The organism is Faecalicatena orotica, from assembly GCF_905197545.1.
GTDB lineage: Bacteria > Bacillota > Clostridia > Lachnospirales > Lachnospiraceae > Faecalicatena_A > Faecalicatena_A orotica.
This window is the reverse complement of the sequence record NZ_CAJJZH010000020.1, coordinates 1-23,310: the sequence shown is the minus strand read 5'-3', so window position 1 is coordinate 23,310 and position 23,310 is coordinate 1. Positions and strand designations below refer to the sequence as shown.

Here is a 23,310-nt window from a genome sequence, read left to right as displayed (position 1 = left end):
TTTTTTCATTTTCTTTTTCGTCATCGGTTCCGGTTTTTACCAGTCCCTCAAGCGACAGCTCTAATATATTATCACATCACTCTTGGTCTGTCAATAACTTTTTTCATTTTATTATTTCAAAATGAATTTATAAAGTTTTTGCTGATGCAATACTATATTTCAAAGCGACAGCTTACCCAGATTACCACACCATTCTATGCTTGTCAACAATAAATTCCAATTTACGGCAAATGTCGTAACATAATTTGGGACTCTGGATTATTGTGGGCCTCCAGCCGTCTACATGTTTTTCGACAGTAAAGGCGCACTGACCGGAATGTTTCAACGTTCTACTGAAATTTTATATTTTTCTTTTAAGATATAGATGATAAATAAACACCACTATGTATAATAGCATCAATTCAAAAACCATATTCTTCCAATTATAGCCGTTATCCCTAATTTAAGAATATTCTGAAAATGGAGTGCAAAAGGGTCTGACCCCTTTGCACCCCAATGATTTAATTTCGTTTCCCCGAGATTGTCTGGGCTATGATATTTTTCATTATTTCTTCGCTGAGCTGCCCGCTCACGTATCCGAACACCTTTCCTTCTTTTGTGATCATGAAGGTTGTCGGAAATGAATGTATTCCGTATTTATCAAACAGGTCTCCACCTTCATCCATTAGTACCGGGTAGGTGTATCCATTGTCGTCCAGAAATTGCTTTACTTCCTCTTCAGATTTTTCCTGACCATAATTAGGACCCGCAACCCCGAGTATGATGACCTCAGGATCTTCTTCCTGCTGGTAGGATTCATACAGCTTTTGAATATCAGGCATCTCTGCGCGGCACGGCGGACACCAGGTTGCCCAGAAGTTCAGGAAGATTGTCTTTCCTTTGTAGTCGGCCAATGTATGCACATTTCCATACTGGTCTTTCAACTCGAAGTCAATCGCATCTGCAAGACTGGGATTCTCTGACTGATTGCCTTTGTCTTTCGTATCTGCAGTATTTTTATCAGTTTTTTCTTCTGGCTGTTCTTTTGATTCCTGATCAGACTTTTCTTCTGCTTTCGCCGCATCTTTCTTTCCTTCATTGCTCTCCTGCTGTGCTGACTGGACATCAGAAAGGTAACCTGTGACTGCATTCATTTTTCCTGTAAACATCATGGCTCCCATTAAAATCATGAGCACACCACCGACCTTTACCGTATATTTCACAGCGTTTCCATGCTTCTTGAATAAATCTAAAAGTGTTGTACTGAAGATTCCTACCGCTAAGAAAGGAAGTACAAATCCCAGTGTATATACTCCGATCAATACAAATCCCCACACCTTTGTACTTGCCGATGCTGACATCAGCAGGACGCTTGAGAGGGCCGGACCGACACACGGGGTCCATGCAAAACTGAATGTAAATCCCATAACCAGTGCAGTCCACGGAGACATTGCCAGTGTATTCAGATTAAATGGCAGTCTGTGCTCCTGGCTCAATGCTTTTGACTTGCCAAAAACCCCCAGTTGGTACAGCCCAAATAATATAATCAGGATTCCACCCACTCTGGCAAACATCGTCTGGCTTCCCTTGAAAAAATTACCGAGCACGGATGCCCCGAATCCCAAAAGGAAAAACGTAAAGCTGACACCGATCACAAAAAATAATGTGTTTATCATTACCTTTTTACGGCTGAAGTATACTTTCCCGTCTTCTCCCACGGTTCTTGTTCCGCCTGAAAGATATCCTATGTAAAGAGGTATCAGCGGCAGTACGCATGGCGAAAAGAAACTGAGTAACCCTTGGACAAATACCGTAAGTACCGGTACGCTTATATCTAATGAAAATCCCATATCATATTCTCCCTGTTTTTAGTAGTTTGTTTAGCAGCATAATATCCGGGACCTAATGATGCCGAAAATTATTTTGATTATATATTGAACAGATCATTCAGCGCCTCTCCCATTGTTGGATGGGTAAAAATCATGTTCTTCAGCATAGTATACTCAATGCCTGCATCCATTGCAAGCTTTACCAGATTGATCATTTCATGTGATTCCTCACAGAAAAGGTGAGCCCCGAGTATTTTCCCTGTATCAGCATCAATTACGGCTTTCAGAAGGCCTTCCGGCTGTTCCAGAACCTGTGCCTTTGGAATTGCTGCCGCCGGAAGCTTTGCTATTTTCACATGGAAGCCTGCTGCCACGGCTTCTTTTTCGCTCATTCCTACTCTTGAGAAAGGAGGATTGAGAAATACACTGTATGGCACTGCCCCTCTCTTGTCAAGGGTATAACTTCCATCACCAAGGACTTTTGATGCCACGATCCTGTAATCATCAAGAGAAATATATGTGAACTGCAGTCCTCCCACAACATCCCCCATTGCAAAAATGTTTGGTGCGGTTGTCATTCTTGAATTATCTGTTATAATACCGCCCCTTTCATTCACCTGAACCCCTGCAGCTTCCAGATTCAGCCCTTTTGTATTCGGCCTGCGCCCTGTTGCCACAAGAACGGCATCGGCTGGCAGTATTTTCATACCTTCTTTTGTTTCTATTATAACTTCTGCATATCCCTTATTTTCAGTAAGCTCTTGTACCTTCACTTCAGTCAGGACCTGAACACCTCTTTTTTCCAGATTCTTTCTTACAGCTTCTGCAATCTCTGCATCTTCCCTCGGCAAAAATACAGGACCGTCCTGCAATATCGTCACTTTTACTCCAAAGTCAGCATATATGGAAGAAAATTCAACTCCGATATATCCTCCGCCTATAATAACCAATCTTTCAGGCAGCACATCCAGATCCAGCAATGTTTCGCTGATATATACATATGGGTTCCCATCGATCCCCTTAATCGGAGGAATAAAAGGGGATGAACCTGTGTTGATGAAAAATCTTTCAGCCTCGACAGTCAATGTGCCTTCTGCAGTCGTTACTTCCACTTCATTGGTGGAAAGGAAACCTGCCGTTCCGTTAATTACAGTGACATTTGGGTTCATATCCAGCTTCTGATAATTTTTACCTCTTAAAGTTTCAACAAGTCTTGTCTTTCTGGCGATTGCCTCTTTATAGGCCGCCTTATCGCTTACACATCCGGATACGGCCTTCTTCGCACTGTGTACCAGGGATTTTGTCGGAATACATCCGACATTGATGCATGTGCCGCCGTACATTTTATCCGATTTTTCAATCAGGGCCACCTTTCTGCCTGAACTTCCAAGTGCTCCCGCAATTGTCTTTCCGCCTTTTCCAAAACCAATCACAACATCATTATATTTCGTGTTCATAGCCGCCTCCTGTATATCTGTATTTTTTATTGTTTCAGTTTATACTGTAACAATATCAGATACAGTTAAGATTGTCAATAGTTTTTCTATAAAAAACAGCCTAATCAGATTTTTTTCTGATCAGGCTGTTAAAATCATTTTCTATTAAGCCATTGAAGCATCATATATCTCCCGGATCGACTCCGCAAGCATGTTGTCAAATTCTTCCTGCGTCTGGCTGCAGCCCAGTCCCTGCGTCAGGGCCCTTGAAAAACTCGCCACGACTCCTGGATTTCTGGAAAGCAGTGCATTTGCTTCTGCCCTTGTATATCCTCCTGAAAGGGCAACTACTCTCACTACCTTTAGATCCTCCAGAAGTTCTGAATAATATCCGTTCTTCGTAGGAAGTGTAAGTTTGAACATCAGACGCACATCACCCGGTACTTTATCCAGATGCCGGAGCAGCTCCCGCTTCAGAATCTTCTCCGCCTTCTCCTTCTCCGGGCTATGGATATCCACTTCCGGCTCCAGAATAGGAACAAGTCCCTTTTTGGCTATCTGCATGCCAAGACCAAACTGTTGGTCAACAACCTCGCGGATCCCTTCCTCATTTGCCAGTTTAATCACGGAACGCATCTTCGTCCCGAAGATATGCCGTTCATTCGCCCGGTCCAGAAGGTGGTCAAGATCCGGAATCGGTTTCATGATCTGTACCCCCTCCTCCTCAGGTGCCAAACCCTTATCAACTTTCAAAATCGGTAAAATCCCCTTTTCCTCCAGAAGATAATCCGCTGTATACTTTTCTTCCATCTTTCTGTCCATTGTATTTTCAAATAAAATGGCTGCAAGTATGTGTTCAGATGTAAAGGCTTTGCTTGTAATAATTCTTGTCCGCATCTTATGTACTAATTCGAACATCTCATCATCATTGTGATACTGCGACTCGTCAATTCCATATAATCTTAAAGCTTTTGGTGTACTCCCTCCGCTCTGGTCAAGCGCCGCAATAAATCCATTTCCTTCACGCATCCTTTTCAGCTGTACTTCGTTCATTCAACATACCTCCTATCTGCCGAAGCCCCCATCTGAAACACGTTTACTTTTCTTCATTGTAGCACTTTTTCTCACAATTCTCACTAAAAATTGTATATTTCTGATAATTATATTTTTGTTTCTATTTATAAACTTGAAATATTCTTCCAAGTCGGCTACTATGGATTCAGAAATATAATCATATAACAACATTCAAACATTTAAGGAGGCAGTATTTTGGAATTCATACACAACAACAATCAGATCGCAGTATACACACCGGATTATCTTGTAGTCGCAGAAGTAACATTTCCGGATATTGATGAGAACACCGTAAATGTCAACCACACCTTTGTTGACGACGCCCTGCGGGGACAGGGAGTCGCCGGCAAACTAATGGAAGAACTCGTAAAGGAACTTAAGGAAAACGGCAAAAAGGCAGTGCTGACATGTTCCTATGCCATAAAATGGTTTGAAAAGCATCCTGAGTATGACGACCTTATCTATTTCAAATGAAAGGCTTCCTTTATTTCTTCAATCTGCCCTTCGCTGATAGGTACCATCTCCCCAAGATTTTTTGAGAATACGAGTGCCTTTGCACTGTACTCTGCAACTTCCAGTCTGTCAAACGCATTGAGCAGGCTGTCACCTGTTACAGCAATACAGTCATTCTTTACCATAACGATAGGCGTACTCTCGTCAAATATCCGGGCTGACTTTTCCGGGTCCTGATAGAATTCTGAATATCCGGCCTTCGGGATATCCCGCATCAGTATATAGCTCTCGGGGATTGACTTGGAATCCAGTTCTTCTTCTGTCACTGCATAGGCCATAATATATGGGGGATGTGCTATGATGACAGAGTTAATCTCCGGGTGCTGCTTATAGATTTCGTCGTGAATCTTGATGGACCGGCTCGGTATCTTTCCGGCCTCTTTCATATCTCTCTTGATGCAGACAATATCTTCTACATCTACATACTTTCTATCCACATTATATGGTGAAATCAGAAACCGCTCTTCATCCAGTCTCACCGAAAAGGAACCCTGGGTCGAATTTACAAGGCCCTGGTCATACGCACGGTGAATAATGCTGCACATATCCCTGCGGGCCGCTTTCTCGGCACTTGTAATTATATTGCGTACATATTCGTCCATATTCAAATGATTCTTTGTATACTTCAGCTGGATTTCCTCTTCCTTCAAATACTCCGGTGTACCGATAATAGCCGCATTAATCTGAAGCCGTGCGCAGAAGTCCAAATTCTCAAATGCCTTAAATGCGTGGAACAAGCTGTCGCTCCCGACTACAACTCCGTGATTCTCCAATACTGCAATATCACACCCTTTTGCAAATTCTTTTGCAATCTTATCTCCCAGATCCTGGCTGCCCGGCAGGCCGTATTCTGCCATTGCAATCTTCCCACATCCGACAAATGAGTTCGGGCTCAGCAACGTGTTCGGAATCTTTCTCACAATGCTGAACGCTACCAGTGCCGGTGGATGAGCATGAAGTACAGACTTAATATCATTCCTTGTCTTATAAATCTGGAGGTGAAACGGGTATTCGCTGGACGGCTTGTGGTTTCCGATAATCGTACCATCCTTTTTAATACAAACCATATCACTGCGTGTCAGGTTTCCTTTGTCAACACTTCCCGGTGTGATCCACACATCACCATTATCATCTAATATTGAAAGATTCCCGCCTGATGTAGTTGTCATACCATAATGATAAATACGGTTCATCATCATGACAAGCTGATCTGCAGGGTGGAGTAAATTTATATTCATATGTTTCTGTGCCTCCTTTGCGGTGCTCTAATATTGGTTTTTTGTTTGATTACATTTATATAATAGTTGTTTTATGTGGTTTTGTCAATGATTTTATGTGGTTTTTATTTGTTTTTTATTTTTAAGTTTTTTCAGGCTATTGTGTATCTAATTACAACAACGGAGCGCAAAGGGGTCAGACCCCTTTGCGCTCCGTTTTCAGAATATTCTTAAATTAAAAATCCACATGATATATGTACTCTTATCCGGGCTTTATTCCTGTACATATTTTGCTCTTAATTCTTTTGCCTTCTCTGTGTAAGCTGCATTCTGCTTCTGTTGGAGAAGTGTCATCTTGATATTATCAAGCACATCTTCAAATGGCATATTAGATGCTTCTTTTTTGCCCTCTACCTTGATCAGATGATATCCGAACTGAGTCTGTACCGGTCCTACTACATGTCCGATCTCTGCTGCAAATGCTGCATCCTCAAACTCCTTTACCATCTGGCCCTGGCTGAACTCTCCCAAATCTCCACCTTTTGCTCCTGAAGGACATGTTGAAAATTCTTTTGCCGCATCCTCAAATGTCTTTTCTCCATTCGTAATGGATTCCAGAATAGAACTACTTTTCTCTTCTGTCTCCGTTAAAATATGTTTGGCACTGATGGTGGCACTTCTTGAAAACTGCTGCGGATTTGCTTCGTAATAAGTCTTTGCCTCCTCATCTGTAACATCGATATCTTTCATGACTTCTGCCATTGCCATCTGTGCAAGGATATCTCTCTTTGCATTTACCAGAATCTTTTCAAATTCTTCTGTCTCATCCAGCTTCATATCCTTTCCCATTGCAGCAAATGAACGTAATGCAATCAGCTGCTCAAGACATTGTTGTCTGAACTGCGGATTGGAAATGTAAGCCTGACGGTCTCTCGGTACAGTGTGCAGGAATGCATCAAATTCCTCCTGTGTAACTGCTTCCCCTGCAACTACTGCTAAAACTTCCTGACTCATATGTATGTTCTCCTTTTTTATCATAGTATGTTTATTATAGGTTGCTTTTCAAAAAGTTGCAAGAAATATCTGTTGTTTCACTTACCGGTATCTAACATTTTCTTACTATTTTAATCTTACATTTTTTATTTTTTATTGATAGTATTCAAAATATCATGTATCCTTAAACATAAGCTTTTATTAAAGAAAGGAATTCGTCTTTTGGAAATTATAACGCTAACAAATCTGACAAAGATATATAACAGTAAAACAATTATTCACTCTGTCAGCCACACGTTTCATCAGGGGCAGTCGATTGCCTTTATGGGACATAATGGCTGTGGAAAGAGCACTCTTTTAAAGCTTGTCGCCGGCATTGTGGCCCCCTCTTCCGGTGAGGTCGTTTACAACCGTCCTCTTTTGTTCCATTATGTTCCCGAAAAATTCCTGCCGCTTCCGATGACTGGCAGAACTTATCTGACCAGAATGGGGGAACTGGACGGCCTGAAGAAGGGCGAGACTGTACGCCGGATAGAAAAACTCGGAAATGATTTCTTCCTCTCCGAATTACTGGATATCTCTATGAAATCCCTGTCAAAAGGGACACTTCAGAAAATATCCGTTATACAGGCATTTTTAAAGAAACCTGATGTCCTCCTGCTGGACGAGCCGCTTTCAGGGCAGGATACAGCATCCCAGAAGGTATTTATCAGTAAAGTAAATGCGCTGTGCGCACAGGGTGTAACTGTTCTTATGTCATGTCACGAGCAGCGACTTGTAGAAGCAGTTTCCGAGCAGGTATATACAATCAAGGACGGGCATCTGATCCTGTATCAGCCGAAAAGGGAAAAACTCTATACTTTAATTCTGGAACACAGCCCGCTTCCATCCATGCCCCCTTATTCTATAAAAGAAGGCATGACAAAATACGGAAACGGTTACAGGCTCCTCGTAAATGAAGATAATAAGGACCGGATACTGCTGGAACTTTTACAAAATGGCTGGACACTGAAGGGGATGTATGATGAGGAAATTAAATAATCTGGTAAAATATCAGCTGCAGCTTTATTTCAAAGGAAGCAGATTTGTCATGCCGCTGATTGTTACTGCAATCTTTTTATATACAATGTACTCAATAAAACCACTGTCCATCGTCAGCAGCTTCCTAATCACGGGAGTGTTCCTGTTTCTGCTGACCGTATGGATCGGGCTGACCGCTGTATCCGGCGAAGATCCGACTGCAGAACAGCTGCTCCTCCTACGCGTTAAAAATGAAATGTCCTATTATATTAGTAAGTGTATTTATATTTTGATAATTGGGCTTATAGCAAATATATTATGTATCGTTTTTCCTGTGATTCAGAATCTGCTGAATGGGAGTGACATGTTCACAAGAAACCTCACATTTTTCGACTGTTTCAATGCATTTCTGCTCCAAAGCGGATGCATCTGTGTAGGGGCTTCCCTCGGCAGCCTTTTTCATCCGAGGGTCATGAAAGACCGCCGGCTTGCCATCCTATTGACCGTGTTCATTACAATACTGACCCTTGTCAAAACTGCGCTTGCTGAAAAGGCTGTCTTTTTCAAATTCATCTCATGGCTTTTTCCTCCAGTCATGAATGCCGCCGGATGGTACGGGAATGCAGAGTATTTCCAACTCAGACAAACCATCCTGTTCACGATACATATGATCATTTACGGATGTATTCTGTTCAGCATAAAGACATTCTTATGCCGCAGAAATAAATTCTAGAAAAATATAGTGCAAAGGGGTCAGACCCCTTTGCACTCCATTTTCTGAATATTCTCAAATTTATCCCCGATAAAACACCGGCATCTTTTCCAACGGCGCCTCTGCTGTTATTTCTGTATTCCCAGGTATCTTCTCACCTGTAATCCCATTGATCCAGATCCCATCCCCGGGCAAATATACTTTCCTGCTCCGCGCGCCGTATTCCATGACAGGGGCAGCCAGTATCTGATCCCCAAACATATACTCATCCCCCAGATCATACACTTTTTCATCCTCCGGGAAGTCATATACAAGTGGGCGCATCAGCGGTGTCCCTGTCTCACGGGCCACCTGCAGCTGTTCTTTTATATATGGGATCAGCTGCTCTCTGACAGAAAGGTAATCAAGCATGATCCCATACACATCTTCTCCAAAGCTCCACAACTCATTTCCCCCGCCGCTGTTGCATTGACCTGACATGTCATCCATTCCGCCCGATAGCTCATAGGGTTTCCTGTAGCCGTGCATTCTCAATATCGGACAGAATACCCCGAACTGGAACCAGCGTACCATCAGTTCCCGGAATTCTTCGTCCTCGGCATCGCCTCCATAAAAACCGCCGATGTCAGTTGTCCAGAGCACAATTCCACACATAGACATGTGAAGCCCTGCCATCAGCTGCCTTCTGAAGCTTTCAAATGTAGACGGCACATCCCCCGACCAGATAACCGAGCGGAACCGCTGCGAGCCGATCCAGCCGCTTCTCACCAGAATTGTCCCGTCTGATTCACTGTCTGCCTCCTCAGTCCAGATCCCCTGTTCCAATAGCCGGCTTTCTATCCCCTCATTGTAAGCATATGGATAATAACAGGAAACTTCCAGGCCATTTCCTTTTGCAAGGCGCATATTCTCATATGCATAGGGGTATATTTCCGGTTCTGCCTCATCCAGCCAGAAGGAGGTGATCCCACTGCTTATATAATTTTCTCTCAGCTCCCAAAACAGAAGCTCCCCCGCCCGGGGATATGTCATATCCAGATAAGTCTCGGCTCCCCTGCACATAAAGAATACATCCGGCCCGTGCTCTGCCGTGATTAGGCATCCTTCCTCCTGAAGCTGCCGGTAATTTTCACTCCTCGTATCCACCGTCGGCCAGACCGACACCATCAGATGAATCCCGTCCTTCTCAAGTTCTTCCTGCATCTTCTGCGGTTCCGGAAAATATCTCTCGTCAAATCTCCAGTCCCCCTGGAACGGCCAGTGAAAATAATCCACTACAAGCACAGATAGGGGAATCTGCCTCTTTTTATATTCTCTGGCAATCTCCAGTACTTCTTCCTGACTCTGGTATCTCAGTTTACACTGCCATAAGCCAAACATCCAATCAGGATACTTTGGACAGCGTCCTGTTAGAGCCGTATAATGTTCCATGATTCTGCATGGACTTCCCCCTCCGACCACGACATAATCCAGCTGGCGTGCCATCTGTGCCTCCCATAAGAACCGGTTTCTGGCAAATTCAGCCCTTCCGATCGCCGGGTTATTCCAAAGGAATCCATAACCCAGTGTAGAAATGTAAAATGGGATCGTACATTTTGTATTTTTCTGGCACAGGTCCACCGTACATCCTTTTAAGTCCAGACAGTCCCTGTTCTCCTGCCCCATCCCATACAGATGCTCTGTGGAATTTGCATGAAAATAAGCCCGGATCCTGCTGCTTTTCCCGCCTGCCCCCTGAAAATCCCTTGCCTTCTGGTATGGAGGCATATCACAGGTTTCGTCAATCCATTCTTCCTTCAGAATCTGCTTCCCGTCATAATAGAAGGTAATCTGCCCAAATGCATTTGCAACTGCCTGCATCCTTCCACATTCCAGAATAGCACGGTCCACCTCTTGTTCGGTTTTAACCATCTGGTCCTGTCCGGCCGTCTGATTCTGGGGCTCCAGAAAGATTCTGGAAAACACATCCTTCTCCGGTTCCAGATTATAGTTTAGTTCCTCGTCGACAGGGCTTTTAAAGGAAGCCCTGACCCTGATGCATTCGTCTGCACAGGCTTCCATACACACATGCTCTCCACGCCATGACCATTCAATCCGGCCTTTTTCTACACGGCATTTCATAAGTCCTCCTCTCTGCGAACTTCCGTATCTGAATTATTTATCTACATAATCTTTTGATTCCGGCATCATATTACAGATTTTCAAAATACTCACAATTCGTTGCAAATACGACGTTTAGCGGCAGGTAATAGTCCTCCTCCCCTGCCTTTTTTCTATAGCAGATATATTCGAACATCAGCTCTACAGCTTTAAAACTCTGGGACGGCAGGTCCTGATATATCACTGCATCTATCGTAGAATCCTTAATATACGGCACCACTTCCGGATAAATATCATAACCGAGAAGAACCGTATCCCCTTTTCCATTCTCCTTCACACATTCTGCTGCCTCCTGAAGATTGCAGACAAAATCCAGAATTACATCTGGTTTTCTCTCCTCTAATACATTTCGTATCTCATTCTTTTCCACTTCAGGAACCGGTGAAGTCCAGGCTGGTTCCAACAGTTCGAAGTTCTTCCGGCTATTCTTAAGTGCATCATAAAAGCCTTTCAGCCTCTCTCCGACAACCAGTTTATCCCTGTGATTATGTTCACTGATAAGCAGCTGGACACGGTCCCCTGATCGTGCAAACTTTTCCAGAAGCTCCATCATCAGCTTTCCGCTTAAATAATCATTACATCCAACACTACAGAATGGATGAAGTCCCGGAATACGTCTCGAAAAAAGGATGACGTTCTTACCCGTATTGATCAGATGTTCAATCTGGGGGGAAACACTTTCATAGTGGTAACAAAAAATGATATAATTCTCTATTCCCTTTTCTTCCAGCTCCACCAAATCCTTAACCTGCTGCCCCGGATCCTCACGGTCTGAATATCTTGTAATGATATGAAGGCCGTCATCTTCGTATGCCTCCACGGCACGCTCTATCCCTGCCTGGATCTCATCAAAGAAATATCCGAAACGTGTCGAATAGAACCCCACGAATGCAATTTTATACTCCTGGTTCATAGCCAGATTACGGGCATGGTTATTCATCCGGAAGTTATAAATCTCCAGCGCTTTGTATACTCTCTTCTTCGTTTCCTCCGAATAAGCCCCTTTTTCATGCAAAATGTTGTACAGCGTTGTTCTCGAAACCTGAAGTTCTTTTGCCAGCTGATTCAGTGTCATTCTTTTCTTACCATTATTCGCCATGTATTATCCCTGCTTTACTCTATTTCATTTTCCAGTAGACGTGGTGTTTCTCTTTCCCGATCTGCGAAAGCGGCATCCAGATAAGGCCCTCTTCTTTTCCTGTCCTGAAAACAAGCCTCTCCTCGTCCAGCAGTTCCGCACTCAGCCCCATTTCCGGCCCCATCCCTTTTAAATCAAATTCCAGAAATGTCTCTTTTTCGGATAGCGCAGCCAATATGTACGGTCCATAAGCGAGCACTGCTGTATCATGACTGTCTTTCATCATTTCGATGCGGAGTTCTGGTGAAAAATCAATCCTAATATCCTCCGTTTCCCTCGTCCTCTGAATATTAATATATCCGTCCGAACCACATTTTGCAATAGCGTTTCTATTATTTATCTGCACACTATATTCCCCCCGACACCAGTAAGGGCGCCGTATCTTCAGGCAGCATTCCCCGCTTCCCGAAAAATGAAGGTGTATGCCTCCCGGGTTTTTCTCCACACACTGGATCACCTTTAAATCCTTCTCTTCCCACCATGTCTTAGAATTTAAAAACAGATTAATATACAAGGTATCTTCTGTATAAAAATAGATTGATTCCGTATATTTCATCTGGCTCTCCATTCCGGTGCCATGACAGCAGGAATTCACGAATTTCGGGTCCTTCTCTGAACCGGGTGCCAGGGGGTAAAAGTATGTGGTCTCCCCTGTCGGTTCCTTGTCTCCTCCCGCTGCTATGTGGTTAAACATGGTTCGTTCATAATAATCCATATAACGTACATCGGGACAGTACTTAAATAACTCCTTCGTCAGCTTCAGCAGATTATAAGATACACAGAACTCTGATGTCTCTCTGGTCATATGGCTGTGTGCGCCGTCCGGCTCAAAAAACATCTCATTATCTCCCGCGCCCCCGTTTGCAAAAATATGATATTTTGTCACAGACTCCCAGAAAAATTCTGCGACATCATAATAATGCTTCTCTTCCGTGGCATAAAACATCTCCATACATCCGACAATCTGTGGAATATGCTGGTTCGCATGCATCCCTTCCAGTACATCATACTTTTCCTGCATGGGTACAAATAGTCTGTCATTATCAAACATCCGGGCAGTCTCAAGATATTCTGTCCTCTTTGTCAGTTCATACAGTCTGGCAAAGGATTCATTCATGCCACCGTATTCACCTGCAATATAGGTATCCCACATCTTCTCGCATTCTGTCTTCGTCAGGCGGCTTAACCGGTTATATACCCACATTCCGGCTTTTTCGGCCACCTCCAGTGCTTTCTGGATCTCCGCGAAACAATAGGCATCCAGCATGCCTGCCAGTAATTTATGCAGTGTATAATATGGCGCCCATATCTTCGGATAACGCTCTCCCTGCTCCAGAAGGTCGAACTGTTCTTCCGAATAGCCGCCCAGATAACCATCATGAAAACCTTCTTTATTTGAGAATACTTCCTGGCACTTTGCAAGTTCCTGTACCATATAACAGAGTTTTTCGTATATCTTCCGGTCCTTTGTTTCACGGAAGCATAGGGAAAGTGCTGATATATAATGGCCAGTTGTATGTCCCCTCAGGAGACATTCCTGTGAATCCCATCCGTCCATTTCAGCAGCGCCGAACGTATCTATCCCCGCTGCTTTCCGGAAATTATACAGCATCTGGTCGTCATTAATACTCTTGAAATAAACTACCGCTATTTTCATTGCCCTGTAAAACACGCTGTTTTCTAAAAGAGTTGTTTCCCCTGAATCCAGCGGCCGCACAAGCGGGGTAGTGTCTTTCTTTTCTTCTTCACATACTTCCTTCACTTCGACATCCAGTACTGCAGTCACATCCTCATCCTTCACACAGCCGTTCAGCCTAAAGAGTCCACAGCAGTCAAATTTTTGTTCGTTTCCTCCCTCCCATGTGACATGCCTCGAAAAAAAATGTCCGTTATCCGCAAGGAGAACCACTGCCCCCGGTAAAGAGGCCAATACACCTTTTTTTACACTCCTTTTCAAAGGCAGCGCCTTCACAATGGCAGCCTTTTTCGGTTCCTCCAAAATATGTACCGCATATGTCTTTTCCCTGACTACTCCGTCATATTCAAATACAGCATGAAGATTCACTTTTCTGTCTCCAATTCCATTATATGGCCTTGTTACACTTCCGTCGGGCCTTAAGAAGAGCTCATTGTCGGATTCCCAGGTGATTATCGATCCATTCTCTCCTTTTTCCGGCAGATTCAGATCAAACTCTACGGTATTAAGGTTTCCCAGATAAACCTTTTTGATATCCTCCTCGATTATCATTTCTGCTGTTTTCGTCATCAATCTTTCCCCCAAGTTTTCTCAATTTAGCCTTTTACAGACCCACTCGTTAGTCCTGATACAAGTGATTTACGCATAATCAGGAATAAAACGATAATCGGTATGATTACCATCGTAGCCGTAGCCATCAGACTATTCCAGTTTACCCCATAGCGTCCCATAGATTTGTACATCATAACCGTCATCGGAAGCTTATCTCCGTCTGTCAGGAATGTCATGGAAGCCATCAGGTCCCCCCATGCTGCCATAAATGCAAAGGATGCACAGGCAAATATTCCCGGATAGGCATTGGGCAGGATCACTTTGTAGAAACAGTTGAACCGGTTACATCCATCCACAATCGCAGCCTCCTCAAGTTCCTTCGGGACGGAAGTGAAATACGGGCGAAGTATGATAATAGACATTGGTATGGAAAACAATGCGTCAAACAGGATAACTGAAGCATATGATCCTGTGATCCCTAACTTATTAAATGTCTGAAGCATCGGTGCAAGAAACATGACCATAGGCAGCATCTGTGTCACCGTCAGGATGAGAATCAGCAGTTGTTTTCTTTTCATTGCATATCTTGCAAGCCCATATGCGGCAAATGTTGCAAGCACTGTAGAAATCAGGGTTGCACCGACTGCTATAATCATACTGTTTTTCAGATATGAGAACATTGAAATCCCATCGTGCACTGTAAACTGCGTGATATAAGCATCAAAAGAGAAATGGGACGGCCAGAAGGTCGGCACTGCACTGAATATCTCTTCCTTTGTCTTAAAGGAGGTGATCACCATCCAGTAAAGAGGAAACAGATAAACCAGTGTAAACAGGACAGCTATCACAGTACAGCCGTATTTTTTAACTTGCTTTGTCTGATATTTGCTCATATCTAGGCCTCCTCTTTCATTACCAGTTTAGAGTAGAAGATCGCCACCACAAAAATAATCAGGAAATAAATATTGGCCATAGCACTGCCTTTTCCAAAGTCAAAGGTGGTAAAATTCTCCTGATAGATCAGCGTGGAAATCATCTCTGTCGCATGATTTGGCCCGCCCTGAGTCATTCCCACGATCAGGTCATATGCCTTAAACGTATAGATAAACCCTATCGTAACCGCGCTGACCATTGTCGGCTTCAGCAGCGGAAGTGTAATGAATCTGAGGCTCTGGAACTTAGATGCCCCGTCAATCGTGGCAGCCTCGTACACATCGTCGGATATTGTTGTCATTCCGGTAATGACAAGGAGCATATTAAACGGGATCCCCACCCATATATTCGTAGCTGTTACTGCTATCATCGCATATTTCGGATCACTCAGCCACGGGATAGGTTCCTTTATCAGGTGCAGTGCCGAAAGAAAATAATTAATGGCCCCGGAATCGCTTGCCCACAGCCATTTCCAAATGATACCGATTACAAGCATCGGCATTACCCAGGCTATCAGAGTCAGCCCGCTTGTCACATTCGCCCCCGGAAACTTCTTATGGAAAAAGAGCGCCAGCAGAAATCCGAGGCCCAGCTGGAATATGATACAGACAATCGTAAAGACAAATGTATTACTGACTGATTTGATAAACAGCTGGTCAGAAAAAATTGCTTTATAATTTGTAAGCCCGATAAACTCTCTGACACCGTTCTGGAATGTGGATATGTCATATTTCTGCATACTGATCAGGATGTTGTATGCAATCGGGTAAACGACAAATGCAACAATAAATACGACTGCCGGCAGAACATACAGATATCCGACTGTTTCATTTGATAATCTCTTGTGTTTTCTTTTTGTTCCTTTCATAAAGCACCGCCTTTTTAAAACAGGTGCGTCCAATTGGGATGCACCTGTCTATAAATATTATGTGACTGCTTTCAGCCATTTCTTTCCTTTATATTAAAGCACAGTTTTACTGCTTATCCACATATTCCTGCATGGCTTTGATTCCATCCGCAGCAGCATCATCGGCGCTTACACCAGTGCCCACCTGCTGGATCATGTCACGAAGTACCTGTGAGATCTGTGGCCAGATCGGAGATGGTCCCCTTGTCTTGGCAACTTCCATATTCTCTACAAATACTTTCATAACCGGATCGTCTGTGAAGTATTCATCAGCCATAGCAAATGTCTTTACAGTCGGGATCATACCGGATTTCTTACAGTAATCATTCATAGTCTCTTCTGTGAAAAGACTCTTTACACAGTCCCAGGAACCCTCAAAATTATCGTTATTTACAATAGCAAGGTTCTCTCCGCCGATACATGTAGCACTTGTTCCTTCATAAGCCGGTATTGGGGCAAATGCATATTCAAAATCGGCGTCTTTCTCTAATTCAGGCAGTCTCCAGTTTCCGTCAATGTACATTGCAGCACGTTTTGCAACAAACTGTCCGTAAGCGTCGTTCTGTCCCCAGCCAAACGCTTCCTTACTCATAGAGCCGTCAGCTGCCAGATCCTGATACAGGCCGAGAGCCTTTGCAGCACCTTTGTCGAGGGTATTCCAGTCAGCGCCTGTCTCATATAAGAACGGCATAAAGGAGTAAGTAGAACCTTCATCATCAATTGCGTTGATTGCGAACCCATATGTACCGTCAGTCGTCAGTGTCTTTGCATATTCCTTCAGCTCATCCCATGTAGAAGGCGGGTTCTCGAGCCCGGCTGCCTTTAACATGTCTACATTATAAACGAGTACCAGGTTATTCGCATTCAGGGGAAGTCCGTATAATTTATCCTCATACTTACATGACTCCAGCGGACCTGAATAAAACTCGAGATCACTCATCTCGGAATCTACTTTCTCTGTCAGATCTGCAAAAATCCCCATAGCAGAGAAAGAAGCGTGATCACACCCATCTACCTGGATAATATCCGGTAGACTCTTACTCTGCGCAGCAACCGTAATCTTGCTCACCAGCTGTGAAAACGGAATCTGCTCAATCTTCACTGTATATTCCTCTGATCCATCCGAAAAAGCATCTACTGCATCATAGAAAGCCTTTCCATAAGAATTCTCTTTACTCATAAAAGTCCACATAACTAACTCAGTCTTACCATCCTTCGTCTTTTTCGCTTCCTTCTTCGTATCAGAAGAACCGCCGCAGCCGGCCAATAAAGATACACACATTGCAGCCACAAGGCCACAGGCAGAAATGCGTTTCCACAAACTTCTCTTTTTCATAATGTTTTCCTCCATTTTTAAGTTTAACCACCTGATACGTTAGTTAACACGTGTTAACCACCCGGGATAAAAAATTAGTTTACACGTGTTAAGTAAACTATGATTTTATTATAACATCAGTTATTTATTCGTCAACCACTATTTCATTTTCAGACAAATTTTCAGACAAATTCACAATAATCTGCTTTCATTTTTGTGCACTTTACTTATAAAACGAGACAAAAATGCAAAGGGGTCAGACCCCTTTGCACTCCGTTTTCAGAATATTTTATCTTTTTTTCTTGAGAAACACGTCCTTTATATTCTTCCACAACATAAAAAGAATAAGTACTGCTCCTACATATCCGTTCAGCACATAAATCACATTCACCAATACACGGAATGGGAGATACAGTCCAACGAGCAGTCCCACAACGCCGAGTATAACCGTGAGAATTTTGAACTTTGATGTTCCTTCCTTTGCAAACCTCGCACAAGGATTATAGAGAAGGGGAACTGCTGATGTATAAATTCCGGCGAATACGACCACAGCAAAGACTGATGCCAGTGGTTTCCATATCCTTCCGGCCAGTATCAGGTTGGGTATATCCGCATTCCACACAAAGGTCCCCTCATTAGCCAGGCCTGCTGTGTTGATATTAGCAATCTGTGCAAGCATTACAAGTACGATGGCTACACAGACAGCGATTGTACCGCCATAGATCCCATATTCGATATCCTTCTTCTTATTTCTTGCGCCTAATGCCGCTGTGAAGCTGGCGAACCAAAGAAGCACAAAGCCTGCATAGGATAATCCGGAGATTACCCAGTTAGCCCCCGCATTCTTGATTGTCTCTTCGCCCGCCTGAGCAAATGCACCTGTCCTGATCACTTCCAAACCTGCACTTACATTGCCCGAATCCCGAAACAGTGTAATAAGTCCGATGGAGATGCACAGGATTACAATAGCAGGACCTACAATTCCGATCTTATCAACAAGAGAATTCAGCCCCCCTACTACGGTAAGGATTGACAATCCTGCCAGTATTACTCCCCCAAGCCAGTTGGGAAGCCCATATTGCTGACGCAGCGTAGATGCGGCCCCGCCCACCATAACAAAGAAGGACATATAGCAGAATAAGGTAGAATAATAGTCCATGAAGCTTCCTACATATTTTCCGCAGTAAAATTTGTAAACGTCATTTCCTCTTTCAAAATGCTCCTCTGCCCCAGCTTTCGCAAAATTATAATTGTAGTAAATGAAGCAGACTGCAAACAGCAGGACCGTCAATATCCCCTTCAATCCATATGCGGTAAAATATTGAATAATTTCCTGCCCTGTAGCAAAACCAGATCCAATGGTAAATGCGATGATTGCACCTGCCAAGATCACAACCCTTCCCCAATTTGCCTTACTTTTATCTTTCATAAGCGTCTCCTATTTTGGGTTCGATTTAAGATGCCTTTATTTTTCAAATACAGTCTGTCCGTCCACCGGAGTCTGGAGCACCTTCAGTGCCCTCTTCACCATAGACAGGCGAATTTTATAGCTGTCCTTTTCACCCTGCGGCGGGTCACCCAAAGGATAAGGGATACCTACGCCGGGTATGATACGATTAGCCCCGATTGTCAGCGAGATTGGGACTACAGTTGCCATATGGACTACAGGAATGCCATATTTCTCAATTCCTTTCACCATCGTTGCACCGCAACGAGTACAGGTGCCTCACGTGGAGACGAGAATTACTCCGTCAACATGCTCATCAATGAACATCTGTCCAATCTCGCTGCCGAACTTAGCGGCCGAAGCGGTTGCAGTCCCCGTGCCTGTCGTCGAACAGAAGTAATTCACAAGTTCTCCGAACTCGCCTTCCTTCTCCAATTCCCGCAATGCGTCCAGCGGAACTACGTTATTCGGATTTGCAATGGCAAACTGCCGGTCATACCCGCCATGAATAGAAGTAAAATCGTCCGGTGACAAGCGGTCCATTCCGGTAATGTCATATTTACCCCATTTTGTAGCATTGGAGGATTCAATGTGATCCGGATTGCCTGTCGGAACGATTCCTCCTGAAGTAACCACCGCAATCTTAGCTTTTTTTATATCCTGAATCGGCGCAGCCGGCTCTACTCTGTCAAAAGTAGGCATCGGAAGGTCCGTCTCAAAAGACTCGCCCTTGAGCTTTTTCACCAACATCTCAAGTGCACGCTCAGAGCCTCTCTTCTCTGCAAAATAATTCACACGGATACCTCTTTCAATGTAGCCTTCTTCAGATGGTCCCATAATCTCTTCGCCCAGAGCCATTTTTTTAATCAGCCCTGTCATTACCGGGATCACCTTCCTCATACCGGCCGCTGAATTTGGTGTATTTACAATAATGAGATCCTTGCGGAACATATCCACGCCGGGATTCTCTTCATACATTCCTGTAATCACTGGAATCTGCAGGCGCTCCTCAACCGCTTTACAGATTGTTCCGCATGCCACGCCATAACGTCCGGCATTGAATGCAGGCCCTGCTATAAACACATCTGGGGCGTATTCTTTCACCATATCTATAATGGTATCAGTAGCTGTCTCTAAATTCTCCCCAAAATAGTTATCCCCGCAGATCACGGTAGCTGCTATTTCAAATTCACTTCCAAGAGCGGCCACGATCCCCACGCCCGGCCCTATTGCGCCCTCGCGGACTTCGGGCATATGGTCAGCTTTCTCCTCTCCGCCTATTCCGGCAAAGAACTGATTAATATAATGAACAATTTTATATTGAGCCATATTCCTATCTCCTTTACCTAAGATTAATAGCCTCTTGCTGCCAGCTTATTAAAGCCGTTGGCAATCGTTGATGCGATGATGATCTGAAGCTCTGCCTCGAAACTGCCGTCTTCATTCTTGCAGCCATCCCAGCCTCCGATCTGCATTTCGATAAACTCCTGTGTACCGATTACCTTATCCATTGCCGGGAATTTCAAAGTCGCATTTCCCTGTCCACAGGATGCCAATGCATCAGCTTCCTTACATGTATCCGCCAGCGACTGTGACTTTCCGTCCTTGCCCGGGAACTCATCTGTTATCAGTACCACCTTCGTTCCTGCATTCTCTACCTTCCTGCAGTTCATCATGAGGTCTGTGTCCGGGTTTCCATAACCTTCCTCTGTAATCAGCACGCCATCCAGCCCCATAAAACTGCAGAGCTTAGCCACCATATCGGAATGGCGTTCTTTATCTGCAAGAAATACATTCTCATTCGTCAGGATAACGCCCATAAAGTTGATATCTTTGCCATGGTGTTTATAGCAGTCCTCAATGACCGGATTATGCAGATGGTGATATGTCGTAACCTTATCACAAGGTGCCACACAGTTTCCAGAAACAATCGCGCCGTCCATAATTTCCGTAGGATACATATAGGTTGGAATAAACTGCTTTGCATCCACGCCATAATAATATGTATCATGCAGAAGTCCCTGAGACTGCAGCATATGAACATAACCTACCTTCGGAAGGTCCGGATACATCGCTGCCTGCTCGAAGATTGGCTTCGTCTCAAATATCTGGATTTCATCCGGCTCTACATCTCTGCCCGCTTCTCCCAAATACGCAGCAACCTTCAGTCCGGCCAGCCGTGCCGCCTTCTCATATACATGCGTTTCTAATCCGTCGGCCGGCTCCACTACTACGCACAAATTATATGTCTTGGAAAACGGACAGTAATCCGCGGCCGGTCCACTCATGTCGATTACGCCCTCCTGAAAAGCTACAATCTTTCCTGCAGTAACCACGCAGCATCCCTCCAGCGCATGGGTCACTCCTCCCCCCACTGAAGGACTGACTTTCCCAATCACTCCGGGGAATATCTCCCCGCCGCTTACCTTAACCCTTGGTTCAATGACATCCTTGACCGGCGTAATTCTTACCGACTCTCCCGGGCGCGCAATATCCACCTGACAGCCTGCGAGCTTATCATCTGCAAGGACAAGTTTTTCCACCTCTTCCCTGTTCACATAAAGAACGCCGTCCTTTACATGAGTCTTGTCATCGAACCGGATGTCTCTGATAAAGATCTTTCCCAATTCAAGCTTCATAAAAAGTACCTCCACTTCTTAATATTTGCCCTCCATTATGCCGCAGTTCTCTAACCCCCAAAGCGTATTTAATAATTCATTCCATGTTTAACCGATCCCCACGGCCTGAAATAAAACTTTTCTGAAAGAGATGACTGCTCTGAAGCACTCGGACGGCATCCTGGTTAACTGTAAAGCTACGCGTTTGTGCAAAAATGATACTTTTAAAAAGTAATCGCGATAACTTATGGTTACAATATACCATATGTTATCGCGATTATCAATAAACCTATTGTTAATTTCTATACAAACTATCTAATAAATGCTATTTTTGTGAAATTGTTACACTTTTGTCATACTATTTTTGTCTAGTTTTACCATGATGTAAAATCTATTGCATACAGGGAGGCTATTTCCCTGCACTCCCCGATAAACTGCTCTGTCATGTCCAATATCTCGTCATCCCTGATTCCTTTTTCCTGAATAAATTTAAAATATCCTAAGAAAAGTGTACAAATCATATGGTTCAGCTTTTTCGCATTTTCCGCTGTAATCTTACCTTTCTTTACAAGCATTTGGCAGACGTGATAATCTCTCTCATAGTATCCTGGTATCTCCAGCATTTCTTTCAGAAATGGACTTACCAATACAATAGCCTCAGGAAACATCTCATAATATTCCTTGAGGGCCTCCTCCAAATCTTTGTCTATATTGCGGTAAAATATAATTTCAAAGGCCTTCGGATTTTTAAAAGCTTCCAATGCATATGAACGCCAGATTCCAAAATGCATATCCCATATATCCTTCCACTCCTTTTCTCTCTTTGAAAGATCAAGAATATAGTCGGTCAGAGCATCTAACTGGGCATAAAAAAGCAGCTCGTCCAAATTCTTAAAATACCGGTACATACTGGCTGAAGAACATCCAAGCTCAGCTGCTATTCGACGTATGCTAATAGCCTCCACCCCTTCTTTCCCTATAATTTCATTGGCTTTTATTACATAATCTTTTCGGCTCAAACATTTAAAATAGGGTGAACCTGGCTTTTTTACCTCTGTTTCTTCCATGAACATCTGTTTCCTCTCATTTATAATTTCGGGATGACATTCTCAATCATCGACAAATCAATTGTCTGATAGTCATAAAGAATTTTCTCATCATATTTGGGAAGCCTTTTGACTGCACTCCATTTTTTGAATGCTCCAATTGCTTCCTCAATCAACTGTATATCGTCCATATTGTCCCTGTTTCCTTCACTGTAAAGCAATATACTCCGGTAAGGCGTCTGATTTGGTTTTAAGCTGGACGCCTGCGGATGGGTCAGTAATTTGTGGTGTGAATAAATAAGGTCCCGGGTCTTTATTAAGACCTCCTCATAGGTAGTAAGTAGATAAATCTCACCAAAGCTGCTTTCATACTGACTAGCTGCCCTGCCGTTATTCGTGACAAGAATACATTTATTTAAATCAAACATGGTATATCCTCCTTATTCATATGGGGTAAAAATTTTTAGAAACATTTTCCTATAATATCGTCAATATAAGCTATGCAAAAGAAAAGGGCAGTAATCTGATTGACTTGCTGCCCCGCTTTCCCAACATGTCTATTATAGGTTGGCAGTTTAAAATTTGCAAGGAAAATATCGGTTGAAAAGGGGTCAGACCCTTTTGCCCTCCGTTTTCAGAATATTCTAAATTTAAAAAAGATTCAAACATAAAAAAACGATACCTAATTGGTACCGTCTCCCTCATTCCGTCTGTATATATACCTT

Annotated in this window: 19 protein-coding genes; 3 read left to right on the top strand and 16 right to left on the bottom strand. The window is 43.6% G+C overall.

Features of this window, described 5'->3' with window-relative positions; genetic code table 11:
* Positions 1-500: 500 nt before the first annotated feature.
* From ABIN22_RS22845 to ABIN22_RS22835, 3 genes are all read right to left on the bottom strand, one after another.
* Positions 501-1,829, bottom strand: coding sequence for a redoxin domain-containing protein (locus tag ABIN22_RS22845; RefSeq protein ID WP_346911497.1), 1,329 nt, complete (start codon positions 1,827-1,829; stop codon positions 501-503).
* A 77-nt stretch (positions 1,830-1,906) separates the two neighbouring features.
* Positions 1,907-3,265, bottom strand: a complete 1,359-nt coding sequence (locus ABIN22_RS22840; protein ID WP_118622886.1) for an FAD-dependent oxidoreductase — start codon at positions 3,263-3,265, stop codon at positions 1,907-1,909.
* Positions 3,266-3,409: 144 nt separating this feature from the next.
* The gene (locus tag ABIN22_RS22835; protein ID WP_346911495.1) at positions 3,410-4,297 is read right to left on the bottom strand and encodes a fructose bisphosphate aldolase; all 888 of its coding nucleotides are present in this window, start codon (positions 4,295-4,297) and stop codon (positions 3,410-3,412) included.
* 216 nt (positions 4,298-4,513) lie between these two features.
* Here ABIN22_RS22835 and ABIN22_RS22830 point away from each other — a divergent pair, with 216 nt between their 5' ends.
* The gene (locus tag ABIN22_RS22830; RefSeq protein WP_346911493.1) at positions 4,514-4,792 is read left to right on the top strand and encodes a GNAT family N-acetyltransferase; all 279 of its coding nucleotides are present in this window, start codon (positions 4,514-4,516) and stop codon (positions 4,790-4,792) included.
* Here the strand turns inward: ABIN22_RS22830 and ABIN22_RS22825 are convergent.
* Together ABIN22_RS22825 and ABIN22_RS22820 are read right to left on the bottom strand one after the other, a co-directional pair.
* Positions 4,780-6,069 carry a class II aldolase/adducin family protein gene (locus tag ABIN22_RS22825; protein ID WP_346911491.1) on the bottom strand — a complete coding sequence of 430 codons (1,290 nt, stop codon included), beginning with the start codon at positions 6,067-6,069 and terminating at the stop codon, positions 4,780-4,782. The two genes, ABIN22_RS22830 and ABIN22_RS22825, sit on opposite strands and share 13 nt — an antisense overlap.
* Positions 6,070-6,321: 252 nt before the next feature.
* Positions 6,322-7,062 carry a peptidylprolyl isomerase gene (locus tag ABIN22_RS22820; protein WP_346911489.1) on the bottom strand — a complete coding sequence of 247 codons (741 nt, stop codon included), beginning with the start codon at positions 7,060-7,062 and terminating at the stop codon, positions 6,322-6,324.
* A 201-nt stretch (positions 7,063-7,263) separates the two neighbouring features.
* Here ABIN22_RS22820 and ABIN22_RS22815 point away from each other — a divergent pair, with 201 nt between their 5' ends.
* Both ABIN22_RS22815 and ABIN22_RS22810 read left to right on the top strand, forming a co-directional pair.
* The gene (locus ABIN22_RS22815; RefSeq protein ID WP_346911487.1) at positions 7,264-8,082 is read left to right on the top strand and encodes an ATP-binding cassette domain-containing protein; all 819 of its coding nucleotides are present in this window, start codon (positions 7,264-7,266) and stop codon (positions 8,080-8,082) included.
* Positions 8,063-8,794, top strand: coding sequence for a hypothetical protein (locus tag ABIN22_RS22810; protein WP_146203330.1), 732 nt, complete (start codon positions 8,063-8,065; stop codon positions 8,792-8,794). Before ABIN22_RS22815 ends, ABIN22_RS22810 begins: the two co-directional genes overlap by 20 nt.
* Before the next feature lie 60 nt (positions 8,795-8,854).
* Here ABIN22_RS22810 and ABIN22_RS22805 read toward each other — a convergent pair whose 3' ends face one another.
* From ABIN22_RS22805 to ABIN22_RS22755, 11 genes are all read right to left on the bottom strand, one after another.
* Positions 8,855-10,894, bottom strand: a complete 2,040-nt coding sequence (locus tag ABIN22_RS22805; RefSeq protein WP_346911485.1) for a glycoside hydrolase family 31 protein — start codon at positions 10,892-10,894, stop codon at positions 8,855-8,857.
* Between the two features lie 70 nt (positions 10,895-10,964).
* Positions 10,965-12,032, bottom strand: coding sequence for a substrate-binding domain-containing protein (locus ABIN22_RS22800; protein WP_346911483.1), 1,068 nt, complete (start codon positions 12,030-12,032; stop codon positions 10,965-10,967).
* A gap of 19 nt (positions 12,033-12,051) precedes the next feature.
* Positions 12,052-14,337: a beta-L-arabinofuranosidase domain-containing protein gene (locus ABIN22_RS22795; protein ID WP_346911481.1), complete on the bottom strand. Its 2,286-nt coding sequence runs from the start codon at positions 14,335-14,337 to the stop codon at positions 12,052-12,054.
* Positions 14,338-14,363: 26 nt separating this feature from the next.
* Positions 14,364-15,212 carry a carbohydrate ABC transporter permease gene (locus ABIN22_RS22790; RefSeq protein WP_118622894.1) on the bottom strand — a complete coding sequence of 283 codons (849 nt, stop codon included), beginning with the start codon at positions 15,210-15,212 and terminating at the stop codon, positions 14,364-14,366.
* A 2-nt stretch (positions 15,213-15,214) separates the two neighbouring features.
* The gene (locus ABIN22_RS22785; RefSeq protein ID WP_346911478.1) at positions 15,215-16,120 is read right to left on the bottom strand and encodes a carbohydrate ABC transporter permease; all 906 of its coding nucleotides are present in this window, start codon (positions 16,118-16,120) and stop codon (positions 15,215-15,217) included.
* 106 nt (positions 16,121-16,226) lie between these two features.
* On the bottom strand, positions 16,227-17,495 hold the full coding sequence (locus tag ABIN22_RS22780) for an ABC transporter substrate-binding protein (protein ID WP_181368880.1): 1,269 nt from the start codon (positions 17,493-17,495) through the stop codon (positions 16,227-16,229).
* Between the two features lie 268 nt (positions 17,496-17,763).
* Positions 17,764-18,903, bottom strand: coding sequence for a YkvI family membrane protein (locus ABIN22_RS22775; RefSeq protein ID WP_118622898.1), 1,140 nt, complete (start codon positions 18,901-18,903; stop codon positions 17,764-17,766).
* A gap of 36 nt (positions 18,904-18,939) precedes the next feature.
* Positions 18,940-20,250, bottom strand: coding sequence for a sarcosine reductase complex component B subunit beta (grdF, locus tag ABIN22_RS22770; RefSeq protein WP_346911476.1), 1,311 nt, complete (start codon positions 20,248-20,250; stop codon positions 18,940-18,942).
* 23 nt (positions 20,251-20,273) lie between these two features.
* Entirely contained in the window at positions 20,274-21,560 is a 1,287-nt protein-coding gene (gene grdG, locus ABIN22_RS22765) for a sarcosine reductase complex component B subunit alpha (RefSeq protein ID WP_109734004.1), read from the bottom strand.
* Positions 21,561-21,913: 353 nt separating this feature from the next.
* The gene (locus ABIN22_RS22760) at positions 21,914-22,558 is read right to left on the bottom strand and encodes a TetR/AcrR family transcriptional regulator (RefSeq protein WP_509909733.1); all 645 of its coding nucleotides are present in this window, start codon (positions 22,556-22,558) and stop codon (positions 21,914-21,916) included.
* A 68-nt stretch (positions 22,559-22,626) separates the two neighbouring features.
* Positions 22,627-23,013: a GrdX family protein gene (locus ABIN22_RS22755; RefSeq protein ID WP_346911474.1), complete on the bottom strand. Its 387-nt coding sequence runs from the start codon at positions 23,011-23,013 to the stop codon at positions 22,627-22,629.
* Positions 23,014-23,310 lie beyond the last annotated feature (297 nt).